Consider the following 18,985-nt stretch of genomic DNA (forward strand, 5'->3'; position numbering starts at 1 on the left):
TAAATGTAGTCTGAGTAAAAGATGATGAAACCTACAAAAAAGAAACAACCTCCGCTGTTCCTTTTTACTTCTATTTCACAGATATCTCCTTAATCACACGCGCAGGATTACCAGCTAGGACAACGTTGTCGCCAAAGGACTTAGTGATTACAGCCCCTGCTCCAGCAACAACATTATTACCCAATGTCACTCCAGGAAGGACAATGACACCACCTCCAGCCCAGAAATTGTCTCCGATAGTAATAGGCTTGCCGTATTCCACACCTGAATTACGTTCCTGCGGGTCCAATGGATGGAGGGGAGTCAAGAACTGACAGTTGGGACCAATCATCGCATTGTCCCCGATGCGAATCGGACAAACATCCAGCATGGTCAAGTTCCAATTAGAATAAAAATTTTCCCCTAGATGAATATTGACCCCATAATCAACCACCAGGCGTGGACTGACAAAGATATTTTGTCCAGTCGAGCCGAACCAAGCCTTGATGATTTCGACTCCCTTCAAGGGATCTTCTTCCTTGTTAAAGGCAGACTGTTTTTGGCGAGAAGCCTGAGCCAAGGCCCGCAATTCTGGGTCCGATGGACGGTAAACCTCTCCCGCTATCATTTTCTGGTATTCACTGGTCATTGTATTCTTCTCCTTGTTCCCTACTATCATATCAAATTTTCTACATATCTGACTAGGATAAGGGGTGCTTTCTACAGTTTATGCTCTGATTTTCATCACAGCCTGTCTATCTTGCTAAACGAATACGGGTCACGATTCCATCTGGGTCTGTGATTTCCAACTGGCTCGATGTCAGCCATTTGATTGGTGCATCAACTTCTTGTGCTCGCTGGGCAATCGTTAACAGTTCTTCTTTATGTGCGACTTCGATAACATAATAAGCCAAACCTGGCAAGTCTTGCTTACGCAGAGCCAGACCTTTTCCTCCCCATTCATTGACTGCTAAATGATGATGGTAGTCTCCATCTGCAATCCAACTAGCGCTAGGCACACTGAATTTATCCTCTAGTCCTAACACCTTTTGATAAAACTGGCTGGACTTTCGACTATCCTTGACGGACAGATGGATATGCCCCATTCTCGTACCTTCTGCTAGGATAAAGGGCTCTACTCTTTCCCCCAACTCATAGATATCCTTTGCCGCAAGGGCCTCCGTCACTCCGATAATGCGTCCATCTTCTCGAATATCCCATGTGGAAACCGGCTTATCTCGATAGAGTTCAATGCCATTTCCCTCCAAATCCTCCAAATAAAGGGCCTCACTGTAACCGTGGTCTGCACCGCCGACAAGAGAAATCTGTAAATCTGTCAGGTGTTTTAAGACATCTGCCAAAGCCTTGCGTGTCGGCAAAAGAATAGCCAGATGGTAAAGACCATAATGTTCCCTTACTTCATCGCTCTCTTGCGCTTGAATCAAGTGTACCAAGGCTTTTCCTCCAAGTCCCAGAATGACCTCTGTCTCAGTTTGAGATAAGATTTCTAAACCAATAACTTGCTGATAAAAGGCTGTTTGACTCGCCAAATCCTTTACATTCAAAACTGCCTCTGCCAAATAAATGTGGCTCTTGTATTCATAGGTCATAAATGGTTCTCTTCTCTCGTTGTAATTCTTTTCATTACAACTATTATATAATTTCCATCAAGAAAGTCAAGCCAGACAACTTATAGATTATGATTCTGTAATCTTGTCTATATGGGATTAGAACGAGAAAATCTACAGAGAATTTAATCAAACCATTGAAAAATTTTAACCAGCTCTAAGATGACTCTCATCTCAACCTCAACAGAAAAGGAGCGGATATGATATCCTACTCCTTATTCTTGTCAGAAAATCTAATTAGAATTAGTCTTCTTTTTTCTTGCGAGCAACAAGTCCAAATCCGCTCAAGACACCTAAAAGTCCAAGCGCTGCAAGGCTAGCATTGTCTGCTGTACCAGTGTTTGGAAGCTCTGCTTGTCCTGTTTGAGGTAACTCTTTCCCATATTCTGAATGTTCCCCATGAGATGACTTGTCCTCTTCTTGGGTAACCGCTTCATCTTGATGAGAACCTTCTTGTTTTGTAGGTTCATCAATCTTAACAGAATTTGACTGAAGGTATTCTTGATTCTGTGGTTTCGTTACATCATCACCTATTAACTCAGTATACAAATGGGTAACAATGCCATCTTTTTCATGGGTCATTGTATATCGATATTTCTTACCATTTTTCGAAATGATATCAGATTTAGGAGCCAATTTACCAATTTGAATTGGAACAAGTTCTTCATTCGATTCAATAATAATATGACGAGTAATCAATAATGGAGCTACAGGACGAATCGCTGGTTCTCCCTTCTCGCTTACAACTCCTTCTGGTAATTCCGGCTGTACTTCTGGTTCACCTTTTTCACTAAAGAATTCTACAAAGTCATAAATAACTGTTTTTTCATTTTCATCAACTGTACCTATTTCAGGCGCTGAAGTAGCACGATGTCCTTTGTAAAAATAAGACTTACCATCTTTTTGAAGTATTGTTCCCACTTTAGGAGCAGTAGACGTATATTCATCTCCTATAGAAGCATCTTGTGTTAGTAGTTTTCCTGCTGCTATTTCAGTAGTTGTCCCTTCCAACATGTATTTCTCAAATACATTTCCACCAGTTGCTAGTTTATAGACATAGGTAATTTCAGTAGTTCCTGAAACAACTTTTCCTGTCTCAGCCGGAGAGCCTGTTTTCAGTCCTACTAGTTTATATTTTTTACCATCTTTGGTGATTTCTTGTAGTTTTACCGTTGTAGCATCATATGAAACCTCTTTGTTTGTTGTCGTTGGTGTTCCTACTACTACTTTTTGATTATCCTTATTTAAGTAATATTTAGTTTCTGTAGAAGATATCACTGCATCTTTAACAACATCTGTACTTTCTTTAATAGAAGTTCCATCCGCTAATTCATACTTAACAATGACACTACCTTTACTTTCAGTTGTCTCTGTTTCTTCCTTGGCGTAGATATTTTTGATATTTGTTAACTTATCACTAATATGATAGGCACGAGTTGGTTGGTATAAGTCGTAATAATGAATTTCACTATAAATAGGCTCAGATATTGACGCATGTTGTTCATATTTAGTAGGTGCGGCAATTCTATATCGAACTCCATCTTTTTCATATTCTTTATATAATTGGCCTAATCCATATTGGTATCTAGTATCTTCACTATAATATTTCGCACCAAAATAGCCAAATCTATAAGCTAAATAAGTTTTCTTTGGTTGATTAGAATCATGATCTTCACTAGGATAATAATAATCTGTACTCTTATCTCCTAGTTTAAAATCCACATTTACTTCAAACACATTTTTTACAAAATTGGCATTTGTTGGAACTTGGTCGACATACTGAATTGCTTTATGAGTCTCTTTAAACTTCGTGACATTTGCTTTTTCACTCTCGTAGTTAGCAGTCTCTTTAAAGTCTTCAATATTTCCAACAAATTTTGGTTCCACTTTATCTCGAGAATTTTTCCATCCTACTGTAATTTCTTTTTCGCCAAATGTTTCCTTTAACTTGGCAATATATTTTGTCACATCGTGATACTCGACAAATTGCCCGTTTTCTCTTATATAACCATTAAACTCTTGATGCACAGAATGAGTTGGGCGATTCTTTTTATCAACTGCACTTTTATTTATTAATGTAATCTTATAGATTTCTTCCCATGTCTTTTCTTTTTTAGGGTTAGTGACATCTTCGTCTTTTAAATCTCTTAATCTCTCATCTAAAAGATTATTTAAGCCTTCCTCTAATGCTTTCTCATTAAAAAATGCACCCGCCGTATACGCTTCTTGTTCCGTTGCTGTAGAAACAGATTCTTTTAATGCTACCTCATTTTTTTCAACAACTAATATAGTATCTCCTTCCTTAATTCCACCATCAGTTGTTATATTTTCTTTTGTAAAATCTTTAGCATCATTTTCACCTTGTTTAAATGTTTCAACAGCCCAAGAATCATTGGCTGTAGTTGGTTTTGTGGCTAAAACATACTTCCCATATTTTCCTTCATCAGTTTCAGAAACTAACCAAACTCGACTACCTTCTTTAATATTGTTATAGCGAATACTTCCATCTTCATTATGCAAGTTTCCAGGATTTGCATGTACTGTAATATCATTGAAAGTTGTTTCCTTAGTAGTCCCCTCATGTTTATCTACTTCTGTATCAATCTTATGATATTTTTCTCCGTTCTTTTCTAAAACTTTATCAGCTTCTTTGATTTTACTTAAAACATCATTAGTTAAATTTGCTACATTTCCTTCATAACGTTTGCCAAAAAGTCCACGAATTTTATAATCCATAGTAGTACTAGAAAGGTGTTTATCACCAACAGGAATTTCTACATCAGATTCTTCTTTCAGCACTTCGCCTTCTTTTGTGACATAAGAAATTTTTGAATCCTTAAAGTTATCTTCTCCTTGTTTTTTTATAGTTTCCTTTTCAACTCTGTCTAAATTATATTTGGCTCTACCTTCATTCTCGCGATGATTTCTTTCATATCCATCTTCTGTCCCCGTTGCATGATAATTCAAACCATCAAACACATGCATTTTTGGCATTGTATAGCTACCAGTACCATTACTCAACGTTTCCATTTCCACGCTATCTTTTGCAGGTGTTACTGTAGTTTTATTAGCTGTATTTGCAGTTTCTTCAGCCAATACCGGACTAGCTCCAACAACCATCATCCCTAATAAGACAGACGCTGCACCAATTCCTTTGTATTTACGTAATGAATATTTTTGAATTGTATCTTTTTTCATAAGGTCTTTTCTCTTTTATTTCTTTCTACTCATTATAAAAATTTATACTAACTATACTAGTATATCACTCTTAGTTTCCTTTATCAAACAATTATACATAAAGGAAATTAAAAAAAATAGATAATAAGATATCCAATAAAATCTCATTATCTATTTCATTTTTAGGCGTTCATGAGTGATAAATATCTCTTAGAAACTTGTTCTTTTGAATAGCGATTCACAAACTTACTTGTATTTTCTAGCTCGATTTCTTTATCAGTCTCATATAAACACTTGATAAGATGCGCTAAATCCTCTGGTGTATCATATAAGCAAATATCTGAGTTCTTAGATGCATAATATTGATGAGCAATTTCAACATTAGAAAGCAAGGGAATCAATCCAAAACTCATGGCTTCAACGCAGGCATTGGCAAATAATTCCTTTTGGGAAGTTGAAATATAGCCATCATGTTCCCAATAAGGTACCTCATCTACATATCCAACAACATGAATGGTAGATGGCAAAGTCGGATACTCTTTCTTCAATTTGTCAATATCTCCACCATATAAGAATACCTCTACAGGTAGGTCTTCTTGTTCTAACTTCCTAAAGGCTTCTATAATCCATTCTACCCTTTTTACCTTACTCATATTCCCTACATAACAATAGGAACTAGGCTTTCTTCTTTGTAATACTACTGAGGAAACTTGAGGTGCAAAAATCGGTGGCATAAATTGTGCGTGATACCCTAAATCTTGCAAGATTGATGTTAATACTTCTGACGCTACTAAATATCTAGTTTTTCTTCTTAGATTATGAGCTGGATTTAGCAATACATTATCATGGATATATTCCCAATAGAGACGGTTTGTATTTTCTACAAAGCGCCATAATTTGGGAGTCACCACGTTATGTTGATCTCGAATTAAGATGTCTTTCTTATCTGTAAGACTGATTAATACCTGAATCAATAAGTCTTCATAGGTTAACCATTCTCCATCTTTATAATATAAATAATTGTCCTCCATCATATAAATGGGACTTGGTTCTTCTCTTGGCTTATAGTACCGTGCCCGCATTGCTGTCGAACCATCTCGATTTAACCATTCCAGTTCTTCTTTTTTATTTTTCTTTAAATATAATCCGGAAGTAAAATATAGGGTTTCATCTTCTAATTCAATGCTAGCCACAAATCCATTAACAACAGTCATTTTTCCATTAGGATACCTATCAATGATATCAGAAGGGCGAATACTTAATTCATCATGACCAATATCTGATTGATAATGGCTTACACTCACTAATTCATCCCTTTCAAAACCTATTTGTTCATAGCCAGCCTTCCAATCGGGTCGAACTTGAGGATGGGTTAAAATATATAGATGTCCCCAACCTAAATAATCTGCAATTTTCTTTCTAGACAATTGGGATGATTCAAAGCCATATTTTCTAACCTCTCTTTGCCAGAGCCCTGGATGTATTGTAACCATTTTAGTCATAACAATCTCCTATCATATACGGTAACCTTTGCGACTCATTTATCTGTACTTGTTTGTCAGAAAGATTTACTAATCTGAATTATATCATATGAATCATACTTTTACTAGATTCTATCAATATACCCAACATCTACTTAATACCCCAATAAAAAATCCAAGCTAGTGCATGGATTTACATTTCCTAATATATATATTTATGCTACCAGCCAAGTGAAACCCTTTCAAACTGACAACCTAAGCGTCGCAATTCTTTTTGACGGTCCTCATAGTAGGGGAGGGAAATACCTGTGATGGTCACATGGGGCAGGTCTTGTAAGTGGAGGCTGACTGATGAAGTAAAATGATAGACCTGGACGAACTCGTATTCTTGAAAGAGTTGGGCTAGGACATCTTCAAAGATCAGCTCCGTCTCCAAGTAAGTCACGTTTGGAATAGTGAAGGTTTCCTTGGGATGAGGCAGATAGAGGTCAATGGCTAAGGCCTTGGCATAGGTACTAATAAAGCGGATGGAGATTTGGTCATCCTCTTCAGAGAACTTTTGACCCAACAAGACCTTAACCGTCTTACCATTTGAAACGGGTGCTTGGGGCAGGTCAAAAAAATGCTCCAGATAAACAAGCTTTTCTCTAGCTACGACATGGTAGTCGCTGCGATAGAGAGTAAAGTGCTTTTCCGTCCGCTCAATCAAGTCATCTCTAGTCAAACCCAAAGGCCCCACCTGACTGGGTTGAAGAGGGAGAGCATACATTCCCAAAGGGTAAATATCCGCATAGCCATCATCAAAACTCATGAGGTGTTGGTAGTTTGAACTAGCAACCAAGTCCAGAATCAAGCTATTGTCAAAGCTAGCATAAAAGATGGTGTCATAGTCGCCGGCCAGCTCCTGACAAATCTGAGCCAAGTCCTCTGCATCCTGAGGATAGTGAACATGGTCAAAATCCTTTGCATAATGCTCCTGACGGGCATTTTTGACAGGACTGACATAAAGTCTGACAAAGTCCTGATTAGGATAGAGTCCCTTGATATGCTGGGCAATCTTGGCCTGCAAGGGCGTTGTGGCAATGATGAGGTGTTTCATCTCTTTGATTCTCCTAGGTGGTGATGTTGCAGCAAGGTCTCAACGACTTCAAAGTCCAAGGCATCGTCGATATCATAAGAATAGAGTTTGGGCATTTCATAGGCTACTGTCTTATCTGTGTAAAAGGTCTCATCTCGTAGGTAAAGGTCCTTGCGAGAAATCCAAATACTACCGTTGGGATAGTAATAGACAGGCTCTTTCTGCCGAGCATAGTGCTTGGAAACCTGAGGCGGACGGATAAATGACGACTCCGCTAACTGCAAGTAAAGACTACGACTCTTGTCTGCCTTAACACAGGAAATCAGATGGTCGGCCCCAGACTGACAGTAGAGTTGATAGGACTCGACGAGGTGCTCCACCTCTCTCAAGGGTGAGGTCACCTGTAGATTCACAAAGACCTGACCTTCCTCAAAGGGCTGTAAAAAGTCTCGTAAGGTCTCTAAGCTAGAGGTTGTTGATAGGGCCAATTCTTTTGGTCTATGGACATAACAAATCTCTGGATAAGCTTGACGACAGAGTTCTAGATAGGCGAGTGAGTCTGAGGAGACCCAGATGTCACTAAATAGCTTGGAGGCTAGAGCGACTTCTATGGTATAGAAAACCAAGGGTTTACCTGCAAGAGGTTTGATATTTTTATCCACTAAGCCGCGTGAACCCGAACGAATCAAAATGACGGCTATGGGTTTAGATTTTGCTTTCATATAGTCTTCCTTTAGTTTTCTATTGTATTGGACTAGTAAGAAAAGCTAGATTGATCAACTTACAACATCCTAGAAGTTCCTATCTAATAGTTCTCTATATATTTGAGCTACTTTTTCCAGAGAATAGCGAGAGGCTAAGGCTAGATTTTTTTCATTCGATAGATAAAAATCAAGCTCTTCCATCTCTTCTATCATTTGGATCAATTGTCCCTTATTCTGGAAGAGGCGGATGGCATTGGACTGGCTAGCATAGAAACGATGGGCTATCTCCACATCTGATAATAAGGCTAACAAACCTTGACTCAAGGCTTCAACACAGGCATTGGCAAATAACTCTGTATAACTAGCTGACAGGTAGCACTGGTGGAGATGATAAGGAACCTCCTCTACCAATCCTTTGAAATGAATGGTTGGCGGAATATCATATTGATTCTGTAATTCTGCTAGACGTTCCTCTGAGCCGCCATAAAAGGTAATCTGGGCCTTAGAGCCACGTTTGTAGAGTTCGATAAAGGCTTCAATGACAAGTTCAACGTTCTTTCCTTCTCCCATATGATCCACTAGGCAATAGTCCAAAACAGGTCCAATTTTTCTTAGCTGACCTAATTTTTCTGTAAACATTGGTGGTAAAAACTTGGTGTCATACCCTTGTTTCGCCAAAGTATCAGTCAACACTTCACTGGCGACTAGATATTTGTTTGCCTTGCGCAGATTGGCGAGGCGTAAGTCTCGCATGACATTTTCATGGACGACTTCATAGTAATTTTTGTCCGTGTTTTCCATGTAACGCCAGAGGCTGGGTTTGGGAACGATTTGTTGGTCACGGATAAAGAGATCTGTCTGTTTTGCACATCTGAATAGGAACTTAACCAACAAGTCCTCTTCAGAACGGATTTCTCCTCCTATGCGGTAGATATACTCTGGATAAAAGATGGTTACAGGAGAGGGGTCTTTGAAGGGATCGATAAACTTGGGTACTCTCATGGATTTCCTTGGCTGGATGAATGGTGACAATTCTCGACATGATGTAGACTCTTTCTCTCTTATTTTCTGCTTATAAAGGAAAAACCACCCTCACAAAAAGGCGAGGGTGGTTCATCCGTTACAATGCTTGGGGATTTCCTAGCAAGTTCCCCCTCAAAAGGACTTTATGCTATTCTATCACAAAGACTGACCATCTGCAAGATAGACTGGATTAGACAGGATAGCTTGGGGGAGTTTTCTTATTGTTTATAAATCGATTCTCTGAAATCATCTGTGCTACGTAGGTAGGCATTGAAGATTTTTTGTTTACAACTTTCAAGAAAATAGAGAAGGCAAACTAGCCTTCCCCATTTTAAGGTTATATAATTTTACAACTTCCTTATAAAAAGCTATTGAAACAGACTATTTGTTCACTAGTTGCCTAGTTTACCCATTCACCATTTCCATTTACTTTATAACCGTCTGGTGTTGTTGTGCTCACAGCCAAAGCTCCAGAATCGTAGGCATAGTACCAGTGCGGTCCAACTTTAAACCAACCTGTCTTCATGATACCTGCTTCGTCAAGATAATACCAAGTACCATTTTCCTTGTACCAGCCTGTCTTCATAGCTCCTGAGCCATCAAAGTAGAACCATCTATTTCCGTCTGTACCCCAGCCTGTAAACATAGCACCTGAGCTACTCAAGTAATACCAGCTACCATCTACTTTTACAAATCCAGTTTGCATGACACCTAGGTCATCCAAGTAGTACCATTTACCATCCGTTTTCACCCAGCCTGTCTTCAGATCACCAGACTCATAGAAATACCATTTTCCATTAGATTGCACCCAACCAGATTGGTCTGAACTAGAAGTTCTAAATTCTTTCAGCGCTTTTTCTACAACGACTGCTTTACTTTTAACTGTTGAAAGGTTTGAGGAGGTCACTTCTGTATACTGAATAGCAGGACCATATCCACCAGCCAATTCCTCTGAAGAAGCATCATCACCTAAAGCTAGAGAAATCGTTGCTACTTTCTGAGAACTAGCTGCATTTTTAAAAGCAGCGAGCCCCACATAGGTAAATTTAGAATTGATCAAAGCCTCATAATAACCTGTAAATTCTTTAGATGTTCCACCCTTCTTTTTCGCTACATAATTTGCCTTCTCAGCATGCCAATTTTCAATTGCTTTTAGAAAACCTTCATAGTTCACATCTAAAGCTTCTCCTCTTATACTATTACTAGATGGAAAAGCAGTCCAGATTTCTTTCGTAGAAAGACGCTCAGGTTTCAGAGTTACTGACACCTCAGTAGCTCGTACAAAAGCAGTTTTCTCAAGATCAGTAGACCATTTGATAGGAACATACTTATCTACCAAACCTTCATCAGCTGCTTCCTTACGAATCTTATTAATCGCATCCAAAATAGTTTGTTTATTTGGGGTTAAAAATTCTCCCTTAATCCCAACCAAAACATTGCCACTAGAGGGATTTAGCACTTCTGAGCTCAAGACATTTTCATTTCTACCATCTGCAGATTGTGTTGCCACCAATCTGTCATTGGCAAAAACATCATTTGTCAAAACTGCTCCAGCTAAAGTCAAAGCCAAGGCGCTAGCAAATACAATTTTCTTCATTTTTTCTCCTTTTATCCTATAGATAGGACAGGTATTTTCAATATTAAATTATATCATATTTTCCTACTCTTTGCCCATTTCTACTAATGTTATAAGACAAATGCTATTGATCCGAAAAGTAGAAATTCCCATCCTTTTATTTCACAACAAGCTCATAACGTGTCTTGCTTGTAAAGGTTTGACCGGCTTTGAGAATGACTTGGTCTTTGAGGTCACTGTGAATGGCATCTGGTAAAGCTTGCGCTTCAAGGGCAATCCCATTGTGCTGTACCATTGGCTGACCTCCTATGATGACACTCTCATCCACAAAGTTTGCTGTGTAGACTACAAAGCAAGGAGCTTCTGTCTTGAAAAGCAGGAAGCGACCTGAATTTTGGTCATAAAGGAAACCAGCATTGTCATGACCTGCAGGAAGAGCGAATGGATGATCCAAACCTGATACCAGCTGGATTTGCTCATCTTCTTCTGCAAAGATATCCTTCAACAAGGCACCATTGTAGATGTGTTTGACCACATCACGGTCGGCTTCTGGAGTTTTGGCAGGAACACCGTCGGGAGCGATTGGGTAAATGCCCTCTGTGTTTAGTTGAAAGACATGACGGTCAATCGTCTGCGTGAAATCACCAGACAAGTTGAAATAGCTGTGGTTTGTTGGATTGACCAGCGTATCCTGATCAGTTGTTACCTTGTATCCGATTTCGTAGGCACCAGTTTCTTCCAAGTTGTAGCTGATCCAGATTTTAAGATTGCCAGGAAATCCTCCTGTCCCATCTGTACGCTCTGTGTAGAGGATTAAGCCATGGTCGCTCACTTCAACTAGTTCAAACAAGCTGGAATCCCAACCAGTTGAACCACTGTGGTTACAGTTGCTAGCGTTGTTGACTTCAAGATTATAGGTCTGGTCATTGAGCTCAAATGTTGCACCTGCAATGCGGCCCGCTACAGGACCTACACTTGCTCCATGCTTGGGACTATTGCCTACATAGCTATCAAAATCATCAAAGCCCAAGATCACATTGGCAAAATTCCCAGCCTTGTCAGGCGTGACATAGCGCAAGATGGTCGCACCATAAGTCATAACTTCAAGCTGGTAACCACCATCAGTCTCAAAGCGATAAGCCAAGACATCCTTGCCCTCATGATTTCCAAATACACGCTCTGTGTATGCTTTCATTCTTCTCTCCTTTGATCCATTTCTCTTAAGTAAACAAACCATAGAAAGTGTAGTCACCATCTATGGTTGTAGTTTCTATTTTCAGAATCCTTTGTCAGAAAACCTTAAGTATCTTCTTAACAAAAGGGGTTCTTCTATACTTGTTTTATGCTTCCACACGTTCAGTCCATGAAGTCGCTGTTGTTTGAAGAACCTTGTTGAGTTCGTCAATGTTCTCAAATCCAGTTGTACGCAACCACTCACGAGCTGCTGCTTCACCGTCTTTGATGTAGGCTTCAACTGATCCAGCCCAGGTTGCACGGCCGCAAAGAACACCGTTGAAGTTTGCGCCTGATTCGTGGGCAAAGACAAGCGTTTCTTGGAAGAGTTTAGCTGATACACCCGCACTCAAGTAGATGTAAGGAAGATTTGTTGCTTCGTCTTGAGCTTTGAAGAAGGCTGCTGCTTCTTCGCGTGTATGAACGACTTCTCCATCACCAAAGCCTTCAACGTATTTCACATTGACTGGAACTTCCACTTTCAAAACATCGATGTTGAAGCGTGGGTCTGAGAAGACTTTCATAGCACCGATAACCTTGTGTGGCTTCACTTTTGCGTATTCTGCTGAACCTGCGTCAGCGATTTTTTCATCGTAAGCCAAGATTTCAAGGAAGAATGGAATGTCTTCCGCCACACACTCAGAACCGATGCGTTCGATGTAGGCTTGTTTTTCTTGGTTGAGTTCGTCAGCGCTGTCTACGTCATAGTAAAGCAAGAACTTAACAGCATCTGCACCTTGTTCCTTGATACGTTTTGCAGACCAAACGTCCAAGCAGTCTGGCAAGCGTTTGGTGCTTGTTGTATCGTATCCTGTTTTCTCATAAGCAAGGAGAAGACCAGCATTGGCATCAAGCGCTTTTGTAGCTGGAAGTCCGTACTCAGGGTCAAGGAGCATTGATGATGCGTATTTGGTCAATTCATCTGCAACCAATACTTTAAGTTCTTCCATTTGAGCGACTGTTGGCTCTTCCGTTTGGTATTGAGCCATGAGGCGTTTCAAAGCACCACGTTGGTCAAAGGCAAGAGCTGAGATAATGCCGTTCTCGTCAGAGAGTTTTTGCAAGCAAGCTACTTTATTAGGACTTAATTGTAATTTACTCATAGATACTTCCTTATTTCTGATAGTCATGAATGATAACACCTTGTACCACACGGTTTACTGTACCTGTAGGAGACGGTGTATCTGGTTTGTTTTCCACTTTGAGCGAAGTCAAAAGGGCAAAGAGTTGGGCATAAACGATGTAAGGGAAGACATAGTAAATATCGTTCAAGACACCGCCACAACCAAGGGCTACTTCTTTGACATTTTCAAGACCAAAGGCTTGATCACTCAAGAGCACAACACGACGAGCAATGTGATCACCAGCAACTTCACGAACCAAGTCCAAGTCGTACTTGCGAGTGTAGTCTGACGTTGTGCCAAAGATCAAAACAACTGTATCTTCATTGATAAGAGATTTTGGACCGTGACGGAAGCCGACTGGACTTTCATACATAGTCGCCACCTGACCAGCTGTTAATTCCAAAATCTTGAGCTGAGCTTCATGAGCAAGTCCAAAGAAAGGACCAGCGCCCAGGTAGATAACACGGTTAAAGTCGAGGTCAACCAGTTCTTTAACATCTGCTGCATTGTCTAGAACTTTACGCGCAAGGCTAGTCACAACTTCAAAACGTTGAGCTTTCACAGCAAATTCTGTAGGATCAAAGACCAAGAGAGCTGTCAACATCATAGACGTAAAGCTAGAAGTCATGGCAAATCCAGCGTCATTGGAAGCAGCCGGTTGCAAGAGCAAAAGATTGCGGTCATCGCCATGAGCTTGAAGAGCCAATTTCCCTTCTGCAGCACATGTAATGGTCACTTGATAGAGGTCATCAACCAAGGCTTTAGCCAAATCAACGGTTGCCACACTTTCAGGTGAATTACCGCTACGAGCAAAGGATACAAGGACAGTTGCCACATCTTTTTTCAGATAGGTTTCTGGATTGGCAACAATATCTGTTGTCGCAATAGAATTGAAATTCCATTTGCGCTCGTCATAGACTTCCTTAAAGTAAGGCACCAAGGTATCTCCCACATAAGCAGAAGTCCCAGCACCTGTCAAGATAACCTTAATATAGTCATGTCTATCAGCGATATCTTGCAGAAAGGCTGCAATTTCTTCACATTTCGCTTGATAGGCTTCAAAAGCTTCTTTCCATACATCAGGCTGTTGGTAGATTTCACGAGTCGTGATTTCTGCACCCAGTTCAAGTAATTCTTCTTTTGTGTAATTTAGCATAGAGTTCCTCTAATCTATTGTTGTTTCATTCCTATTGAAAATATGGGAATGGGAGTGACTCCCATTCCCATGTATATTCTATATAAGATGTTCTAACGATTTTCACGTTATCACATCGTATACTCAATGAAAATCAAAGAGCAAACTAGGAAGCTAGCCGCAGGCTGCTCAAAGCACTGCTTTGAGGTTGTAGATAGAACTGACGAAGTCAGTAACATATACCTACGGCAAGGCGACGCTGACGTGGTTTGAATTTGATTTTCGAAGAGTATTATTCATCTTCGTCATCATCGAAGCCCGCTAACAGATCGTTGACTTTTACAATGCTTTCTGCAGCTCGGCTCTTGTAGTCCGCATCTGCGCCTGTAAGGCTGGCATTGATAAATTCAATCACCATTGGAAGATTCATTCCTGCGTAGAGTTCAATGTCGCGACCTTCCATGATCAAACGGCTTACCACGTTACATGGTGTACCACCGAGAAGGTCCGCAAAGACTAGGAAATCATCCAATCCTTCGATAGCAGCTTCAAATTTTGCAGTAAATTCTTCTGGACCATCTTCTGGAAGAAGGGCCACTGCATGAATGTTGTCCTGTGGACCCATGATCATTTCTGTGCTACCTTTAAGTTCTTCACAGAAACGACCATGACTCACCAAAATTAATGATTTACTCATAAATTATGCGCCCATTCCAAGCAAGAATTTACCGATGAATGAAAGACCTACTGCAAGAACGATAATGATACCGATCGCTTTAGTAGAGTTCATACCTTTCTTACCAAGCAACCAGAAGATAAAGGCAGTAAAGATTGCTGGAAGCAAACGTGGGAAGATTGAGTTCAAGATGTCTTGGAAGTCAATCATCTTTTCACCGATTGGCAATTTGTAAGAAATCTCAAAGTTGATCATTGTTGCTACAAGAGCACCCATCATGAAGACACCAAGTACAGATGCAGCGTCAATCAAAGCTGTCAAAGTACTTTGCATGTTGTTGATAAGGTTAACCCCTTCTTTGTAGGCAAATTCCAATTGTTTCCAACGGAAGATGTCATAAGCAACTGCAACTGCGATCCAAAGGAAGATACCCCATGGTTGGCCAGCGATAGCCATAGTTGCTGCGATAGATCCCATGATAGCAGGTACAAGTGAACCAAAGATTGTATCTCCAAGAGGAGCAAATGGTCCCATCAAACCTGTCTTGATACCGTTAACGGCATCTTTTGAACCCACACCATCTTTTTCTTCCATGGCAAGGTCAAAACCAGCGATAATAGTGTGGAAGAATGGTGAAGTATTGAAGAATTGAGTATGAACTTTCATCATTTCTTTCAATTCAGGAGTTCCATCCCCATACATTTTACGTAATTGTGGCAAGATCATGTAAAGGTAACCAGAAGCTTGCATACGTTCGTAGTTCCAACCTAATTGGAAAGTAAACAAGCTACGTTTGTTGATTTGATTAAAATCTTCTTTTGTTAGTTTGTAATTAGAATTCGTCATCTTCGATTTCCCCACTTTCTGATGGTGTAGAAGGTGCTGCTACAGCAACTTTTTGGCTGTTCTTGAAGTGAACAACTGCAAGGAAGATACCCACGATAGAGATACCGATCATAGACAATCCTTTGAAGTTGTTAACAAAGCCAATTTTTTCAGCAACTTCAGCAGGAAGAGTGCCAATGATTCCAGCAACTGCTCCACCAAGACTTGTTACGTTTGAGTAAAGAACAGTCAACATAGCTGTCAAACCGAATCCCATAGCAAGGTAGTGAAGGTTACGTTTAACTGGAAGGTAACGAAGCAAGATAGCGAATCCAAGACCTGGAAGCATACGACCTGCAAGAGTCAAACCGTCTGCAACCCATTGGTATTCTTTAACAAGGTTTACAACACCTTGTACGAATTCTCCACCGAAAGCAAGGGCGAAGAATACTGGAAGGGCACGAGAAAGAGCCCATGGAATCGCACCAAGTAGGTAGTTGCGTTCGATACCTTTGTAGTCAAAGCGTTCGATCGCAGCATCAATACGGTGTGCAAAGAAAGTAGTTGTCATACGTCCAAGAACGTCGAAGTATGTCAAAAGTGCTGCTACTGGTACAGCGATTGTTGTAATCGCAAGATCTGTATCAATACCTTGAGAGATAGAGAATGCTGTTGCAAGAACCGCACCAGAAGTTGCGTCGATACGAGAAGCACCACCAAAGGTACCAACCCCGAGAACGAACAACTGCAAGCTACCACCGATAAACAAACCAGTTGTCACATCTCCCATGATCAAACCAGTAATGAAACCAGCGAATACAGGGGAACCTGCAGATGAAACGATTGTCAACTCATCACAGATTTGATAAGCTGAGTACAAAGTGAGAAGTAAAATTTGCCACCATTGTATCATAACAATGACCTCCTAAAAATTTTTTCCTATTTTAATAAGCTCAAAAAGTCTGAAACTGGATCATTTGGAACCATTTGAGCAGTGAGTTTCACACCTTTTTCTGCTAGTTTGTGGAAATCTTCCACATCCTTGTCTACCACGTTGATAGAACGTGTGATAGAGCGAGTTTCTGGTGTTTGAGACATATTGCCGACGTTGAGTGTTTCAAGCGGAACACCTGCTTCGACCAAACCAAGGAAACGGTCTGGTTTACGTGCAACGATAAAGAGACGTTGGCTATCGTATTTACCAGCAAGGATATTTGCTGCTGCTTTCTCAACTGGCAAGATACTGAGTTTCACACCTGGTGGTGTCGCAAGTTTCAAACCACTCTTTTCAATATCGTTGTTAACAACTTCGTCGTCTACAACCATAATGCGTGAAACATTTAGTTTTCCAGCCCAAAGATTGGCTACTTGACCGTGGATCAAACGTCCATCGATACGGCATCCTACAATTGTCATAAGTTTTCCCCCTTTATGTGTTTTAGTGTAGGTTTACGAGTTAAATGAATCTCTTCTTTATATTCGCCCTCAGTTTCAAAGATGATGATGCGGTTAGCACCTTCCTTGAGATAGCTATGAGGGATATAAAGTGAGAGGGTCGGGCCGACGTTCCAGAAACGTCCTAAGTGACGCCCGTTGACAAAGGCAACTCCCTTACCAAACTCAGACAAGTCTAAGTAGGTATCCTTCGGCTCTTCGACCGTAAAGTCGAAAGCGTAAAAGGCTGGCTGTCCTTCTGTCCATCCTTTTGAAAAATCAATTTTCTCAGGATTATCCAGTGGCAGTGGATATTGTTTCCAATTCAGTAAGAAATGTAGATCCTTGCAGACACCTGTACGAATTCCTTTACGTTGCGTATCTGCCAAGAACTTATGACCGTAGTTGACACGCCCCATATTTTCGATCAAGATGTCAATTTCTGAAAAGCCTTCTCGATTGCCCTGACAGTAGATATCTTCACCTATCTCTGTCTGGTATTGAGTAGCAATCCATTGACCATCTACAAAGAGCTGAGCTCGGTCACGTCCATCGATGATACGGAGACGTTCTTCTTCTGCATCCCAACTTGCCTCATTGCGGTAGAGAAGGTAGCCATAACTTTGACCAAGTTCTTCCATCGCTTTTGGATAGAGGCTTTCAGTAGGACTAGAGAGACTATCCAGAGTTTCAAACAAGGAAACTTTTTCGACCAATGGAATGGACCCTATCTCCATGCTTTCCTTATAGAGTGGTTCCAACTGTGGATAATCTGGGAAGTGGGTTGCCATCATCTTCTTGACTGCTAAGTATTTAGCAGTTGGATTTCCTTCTTCATCCAGAAGGGCATCGTAATCATAAGATGTAACTTGTGGCAAATCCAAGGTTCCTCGAGCCGAGCAACCATTCATGAAGCCAAAGTTTGTACCACCATGGAACATGTAAAGATTGATGGAACCTTGTTCCAAAACCTCTCGAACTGCATCTGCCAATTCTTTGGGATCCCGTGTGATAATCGGTTCTTTCCAACGATTGAACCAGCCATCCCAGAACTCCATACACATGAGCGGCCATTTCTTGCCATGTTCATCAAAGAATTCCTGCATCTGTGAAAAGTTGTACGGAGCTTTAGAACCAAAGTTTCCTGTTACAAAGAGGTCATCTTCGATTAAGGTTCCAGCTTTCAGAGTAGCTCTCCATGGACCATCTGATGTAAAGAGAGGACAGGTTACGCCACGCTCTTCCATCAACTGTCGAATTGCTCTTAGGTAAGCCTTATCTTCGCCATAAGAACCATACTCATTTTCAACCTGCATCATAAGGATATTGCCACCATTGTCCAACAAATGTGGCACCAACCGTGACAAGAGCTGGTCATAGTAGCGACCGACAGCTTCAATATAAGCAGGATCTGAGGAACGAAGCCTCATATCTTTGGTTAAAAGCCAAGCTGGTAAGCCACCGAATTCCCACTCCGCACAGATGAAGGGAGAGGGACGAACGATAGCGTAGAGACCCAAATCTTGTGCTGTCTGAAGAAATCGCTCCAAATCCAGAGCTCCTTCAAAGTGAAACTCACCCTCACGAGGCTCGTGTAAATTCCAGGCCACATAAGTCTCTACTGTATTAAAACCAAGAGCCTTCAAGTTATAGAGCGAATGATACCAATCTTCTGGAGGAACCCTAAAATAATGAATGGCGCCAGATAAAATCTTAAATGATTTTCCATCGAGATAAAAATCATCCCGTATCTCAAATCGTGTCATATTCTTACCTTCTGACAATAAAGTTTACGCTTTCATTTGTTGATATAGTAAATATAACTCAATATCTTACATTTGTCAATAGGTTTTCACGATTTTTTTCATTTTTACTAATTTTTACAAAAAAACTTATAAAACCTTACTATCTC

Annotated in this window: 16 protein-coding genes; all 16 read right to left on the bottom strand. The window is 40.4% G+C overall.

Annotated elements, in window-relative coordinates; translation table 11 throughout:
- Window positions 1-70: 70 nt before the first annotated feature.
- The 16 genes from ACLNCV_RS03680 to ACLNCV_RS03755 all read right to left on the bottom strand — a co-directional run bounded on the left by ACLNCV_RS03680 (window position 71) and on the right by ACLNCV_RS03755 (window position 18,839).
- Window positions 71-628 (bottom strand): sugar O-acetyltransferase, encoded by a 558-nt coding sequence (locus ACLNCV_RS03680; RefSeq protein WP_424844877.1) that lies wholly within the window; start codon window positions 626-628, stop codon window positions 71-73.
- 106 nt (window positions 629-734) lie between these two features.
- A complete protein-coding gene (locus ACLNCV_RS03685) occupies window positions 735-1,589 on the bottom strand; it encodes a VOC family protein (protein WP_000220689.1) in 855 nt (284 codons plus the stop codon).
- 261 nt (window positions 1,590-1,850) lie between these two features.
- Window positions 1,851-4,805 (bottom strand): LPXTG cell wall anchor domain-containing protein, encoded by a 2,955-nt coding sequence (locus tag ACLNCV_RS03690; protein WP_424844878.1) that lies wholly within the window; start codon window positions 4,803-4,805, stop codon window positions 1,851-1,853.
- A 161-nt stretch (window positions 4,806-4,966) separates the two neighbouring features.
- Window positions 4,967-6,286 carry a glycosyltransferase gene (locus tag ACLNCV_RS03695; RefSeq protein WP_060627270.1) on the bottom strand — a complete coding sequence of 440 codons (1,320 nt, stop codon included), beginning with the start codon at window positions 6,284-6,286 and terminating at the stop codon, window positions 4,967-4,969.
- Between the two features lie 199 nt (window positions 6,287-6,485).
- Entirely contained in the window at window positions 6,486-7,364 is an 879-nt protein-coding gene (locus tag ACLNCV_RS03700; protein ID WP_084923569.1) for a glycosyltransferase family 52, read from the bottom strand.
- Complete coding sequence (locus ACLNCV_RS03705; RefSeq protein WP_125454798.1) at window positions 7,361-8,065, bottom strand: acylneuraminate cytidylyltransferase family protein; 705 nt, start codon at window positions 8,063-8,065, stop codon at window positions 7,361-7,363. Before ACLNCV_RS03705 ends, ACLNCV_RS03700 begins: the two co-directional genes overlap by 4 nt.
- A 69-nt stretch (window positions 8,066-8,134) precedes the next feature.
- Window positions 8,135-9,049 (bottom strand): glycosyltransferase, encoded by a 915-nt coding sequence (locus tag ACLNCV_RS03710; protein WP_260467866.1) that lies wholly within the window; start codon window positions 9,047-9,049, stop codon window positions 8,135-8,137.
- A 421-nt stretch (window positions 9,050-9,470) separates the two neighbouring features.
- Complete coding sequence (locus ACLNCV_RS03715; protein WP_049544558.1) at window positions 9,471-10,667, bottom strand: CAP domain-containing protein; 1,197 nt, start codon at window positions 10,665-10,667, stop codon at window positions 9,471-9,473.
- Between the two features lie 136 nt (window positions 10,668-10,803).
- The gene (locus ACLNCV_RS03720; RefSeq protein ID WP_424844879.1) at window positions 10,804-11,841 is read right to left on the bottom strand and encodes an aldose epimerase family protein; all 1,038 of its coding nucleotides are present in this window, start codon (window positions 11,839-11,841) and stop codon (window positions 10,804-10,806) included.
- A 145-nt stretch (window positions 11,842-11,986) separates the two neighbouring features.
- Window positions 11,987-12,982, bottom strand: a complete 996-nt coding sequence (gene lacD / locus ACLNCV_RS03725; protein ID WP_261126217.1) for a tagatose-bisphosphate aldolase — start codon at window positions 12,980-12,982, stop codon at window positions 11,987-11,989.
- A gap of 10 nt (window positions 12,983-12,992) precedes the next feature.
- Window positions 12,993-14,159 carry an SIS domain-containing protein gene (locus ACLNCV_RS03730; protein WP_261126215.1) on the bottom strand — a complete coding sequence of 389 codons (1,167 nt, stop codon included), beginning with the start codon at window positions 14,157-14,159 and terminating at the stop codon, window positions 12,993-12,995.
- A gap of 271 nt (window positions 14,160-14,430) precedes the next feature.
- On the bottom strand, window positions 14,431-14,835 hold the full coding sequence (locus ACLNCV_RS03735) for a PTS sugar transporter subunit IIA (protein ID WP_000045700.1): 405 nt from the start codon (window positions 14,833-14,835) through the stop codon (window positions 14,431-14,433).
- A 3-nt stretch (window positions 14,836-14,838) separates the two neighbouring features.
- Window positions 14,839-15,660, bottom strand: a complete 822-nt coding sequence (locus tag ACLNCV_RS03740) for a PTS system mannose/fructose/sorbose family transporter subunit IID (RefSeq protein ID WP_000185287.1) — start codon at window positions 15,658-15,660, stop codon at window positions 14,839-14,841.
- Window positions 15,647-16,552, bottom strand: a complete 906-nt coding sequence (locus ACLNCV_RS03745; RefSeq protein WP_000616990.1) for a PTS mannose/fructose/sorbose/N-acetylgalactosamine transporter subunit IIC — start codon at window positions 16,550-16,552, stop codon at window positions 15,647-15,649. The genes ACLNCV_RS03740 and ACLNCV_RS03745 overlap by 14 nt, the downstream gene beginning before the upstream one ends.
- A gap of 26 nt (window positions 16,553-16,578) precedes the next feature.
- Window positions 16,579-17,055, bottom strand: coding sequence for a PTS sugar transporter subunit IIB (locus ACLNCV_RS03750; RefSeq protein WP_000156968.1), 477 nt, complete (start codon window positions 17,053-17,055; stop codon window positions 16,579-16,581).
- On the bottom strand, window positions 17,052-18,839 hold the full coding sequence (locus tag ACLNCV_RS03755; RefSeq protein WP_203180011.1) for a glycoside hydrolase family 35 protein: 1,788 nt from the start codon (window positions 18,837-18,839) through the stop codon (window positions 17,052-17,054). Before ACLNCV_RS03755 ends, ACLNCV_RS03750 begins: the two co-directional genes overlap by 4 nt.
- Window positions 18,840-18,985: the final 146 nt, after the last annotated feature.

This window comes from Streptococcus sp. CL5.50 (genome assembly GCF_049738015.1).
GTDB classification, from domain to species: Bacteria; Bacillota; Bacilli; order Lactobacillales; family Streptococcaceae; genus Streptococcus; species Streptococcus mitis_CA.

Coding starts and splice junctions, on each gene's coding strand:
- ACLNCV_RS03740 (WP_000185287.1), bottom strand. CDS start 15,660: ATGACGAATTCTAATTACAAACTAACAAAAGAAGATTTTAATCAAATC.
- ACLNCV_RS03755 (WP_203180011.1), bottom strand. CDS start 18,839: ATGACACGATTTGAGATACGGGATGATTTTTATCTCGATGGAAAATCA.
- ACLNCV_RS03680 (WP_424844877.1), bottom strand. CDS start 628: ATGACCAGTGAATACCAGAAAATGATAGCGGGAGAGGTTTACCGTCCA.
- ACLNCV_RS03695 (WP_060627270.1), bottom strand. CDS start 6,286: ATGACTAAAATGGTTACAATACATCCAGGGCTCTGGCAAAGAGAGGTT.
- ACLNCV_RS03700 (WP_084923569.1), bottom strand. CDS start 7,364: ATGAAACACCTCATCATTGCCACAACGCCCTTGCAGGCCAAGATTGCC.
- ACLNCV_RS03690 (WP_424844878.1), bottom strand. CDS start 4,805: ATGAAAAAAGATACAATTCAAAAATATTCATTACGTAAATACAAAGGA.
- ACLNCV_RS03730 (WP_261126215.1), bottom strand. CDS start 14,159: ATGCTAAATTACACAAAAGAAGAATTACTTGAACTGGGTGCAGAAATC.
- ACLNCV_RS03685 (WP_000220689.1), bottom strand. CDS start 1,589: ATGACCTATGAATACAAGAGCCACATTTATTTGGCAGAGGCAGTTTTG.
- ACLNCV_RS03735 (WP_000045700.1), bottom strand. CDS start 14,835: ATGAGTAAATCATTAATTTTGGTGAGTCATGGTCGTTTCTGTGAAGAA.
- ACLNCV_RS03720 (WP_424844879.1), bottom strand. CDS start 11,841: ATGAAAGCATACACAGAGCGTGTATTTGGAAATCATGAGGGCAAGGAT.
- lacD (WP_261126217.1), bottom strand. CDS start 12,982: ATGAGTAAATTACAATTAAGTCCTAATAAAGTAGCTTGCTTGCAAAAA.
- ACLNCV_RS03710 (WP_260467866.1), bottom strand. CDS start 9,049: ATGAGAGTACCCAAGTTTATCGATCCCTTCAAAGACCCCTCTCCTGTA.
- ACLNCV_RS03750 (WP_000156968.1), bottom strand. CDS start 17,055: ATGACAATTGTAGGATGCCGTATCGATGGACGTTTGATCCACGGTCAA.
- ACLNCV_RS03715 (WP_049544558.1), bottom strand. CDS start 10,667: ATGAAGAAAATTGTATTTGCTAGCGCCTTGGCTTTGACTTTAGCTGGA.
- ACLNCV_RS03745 (WP_000616990.1), bottom strand. CDS start 16,552: ATGATACAATGGTGGCAAATTTTACTTCTCACTTTGTACTCAGCTTAT.
- ACLNCV_RS03705 (WP_125454798.1), bottom strand. CDS start 8,065: ATGAAAGCAAAATCTAAACCCATAGCCGTCATTTTGATTCGTTCGGGT.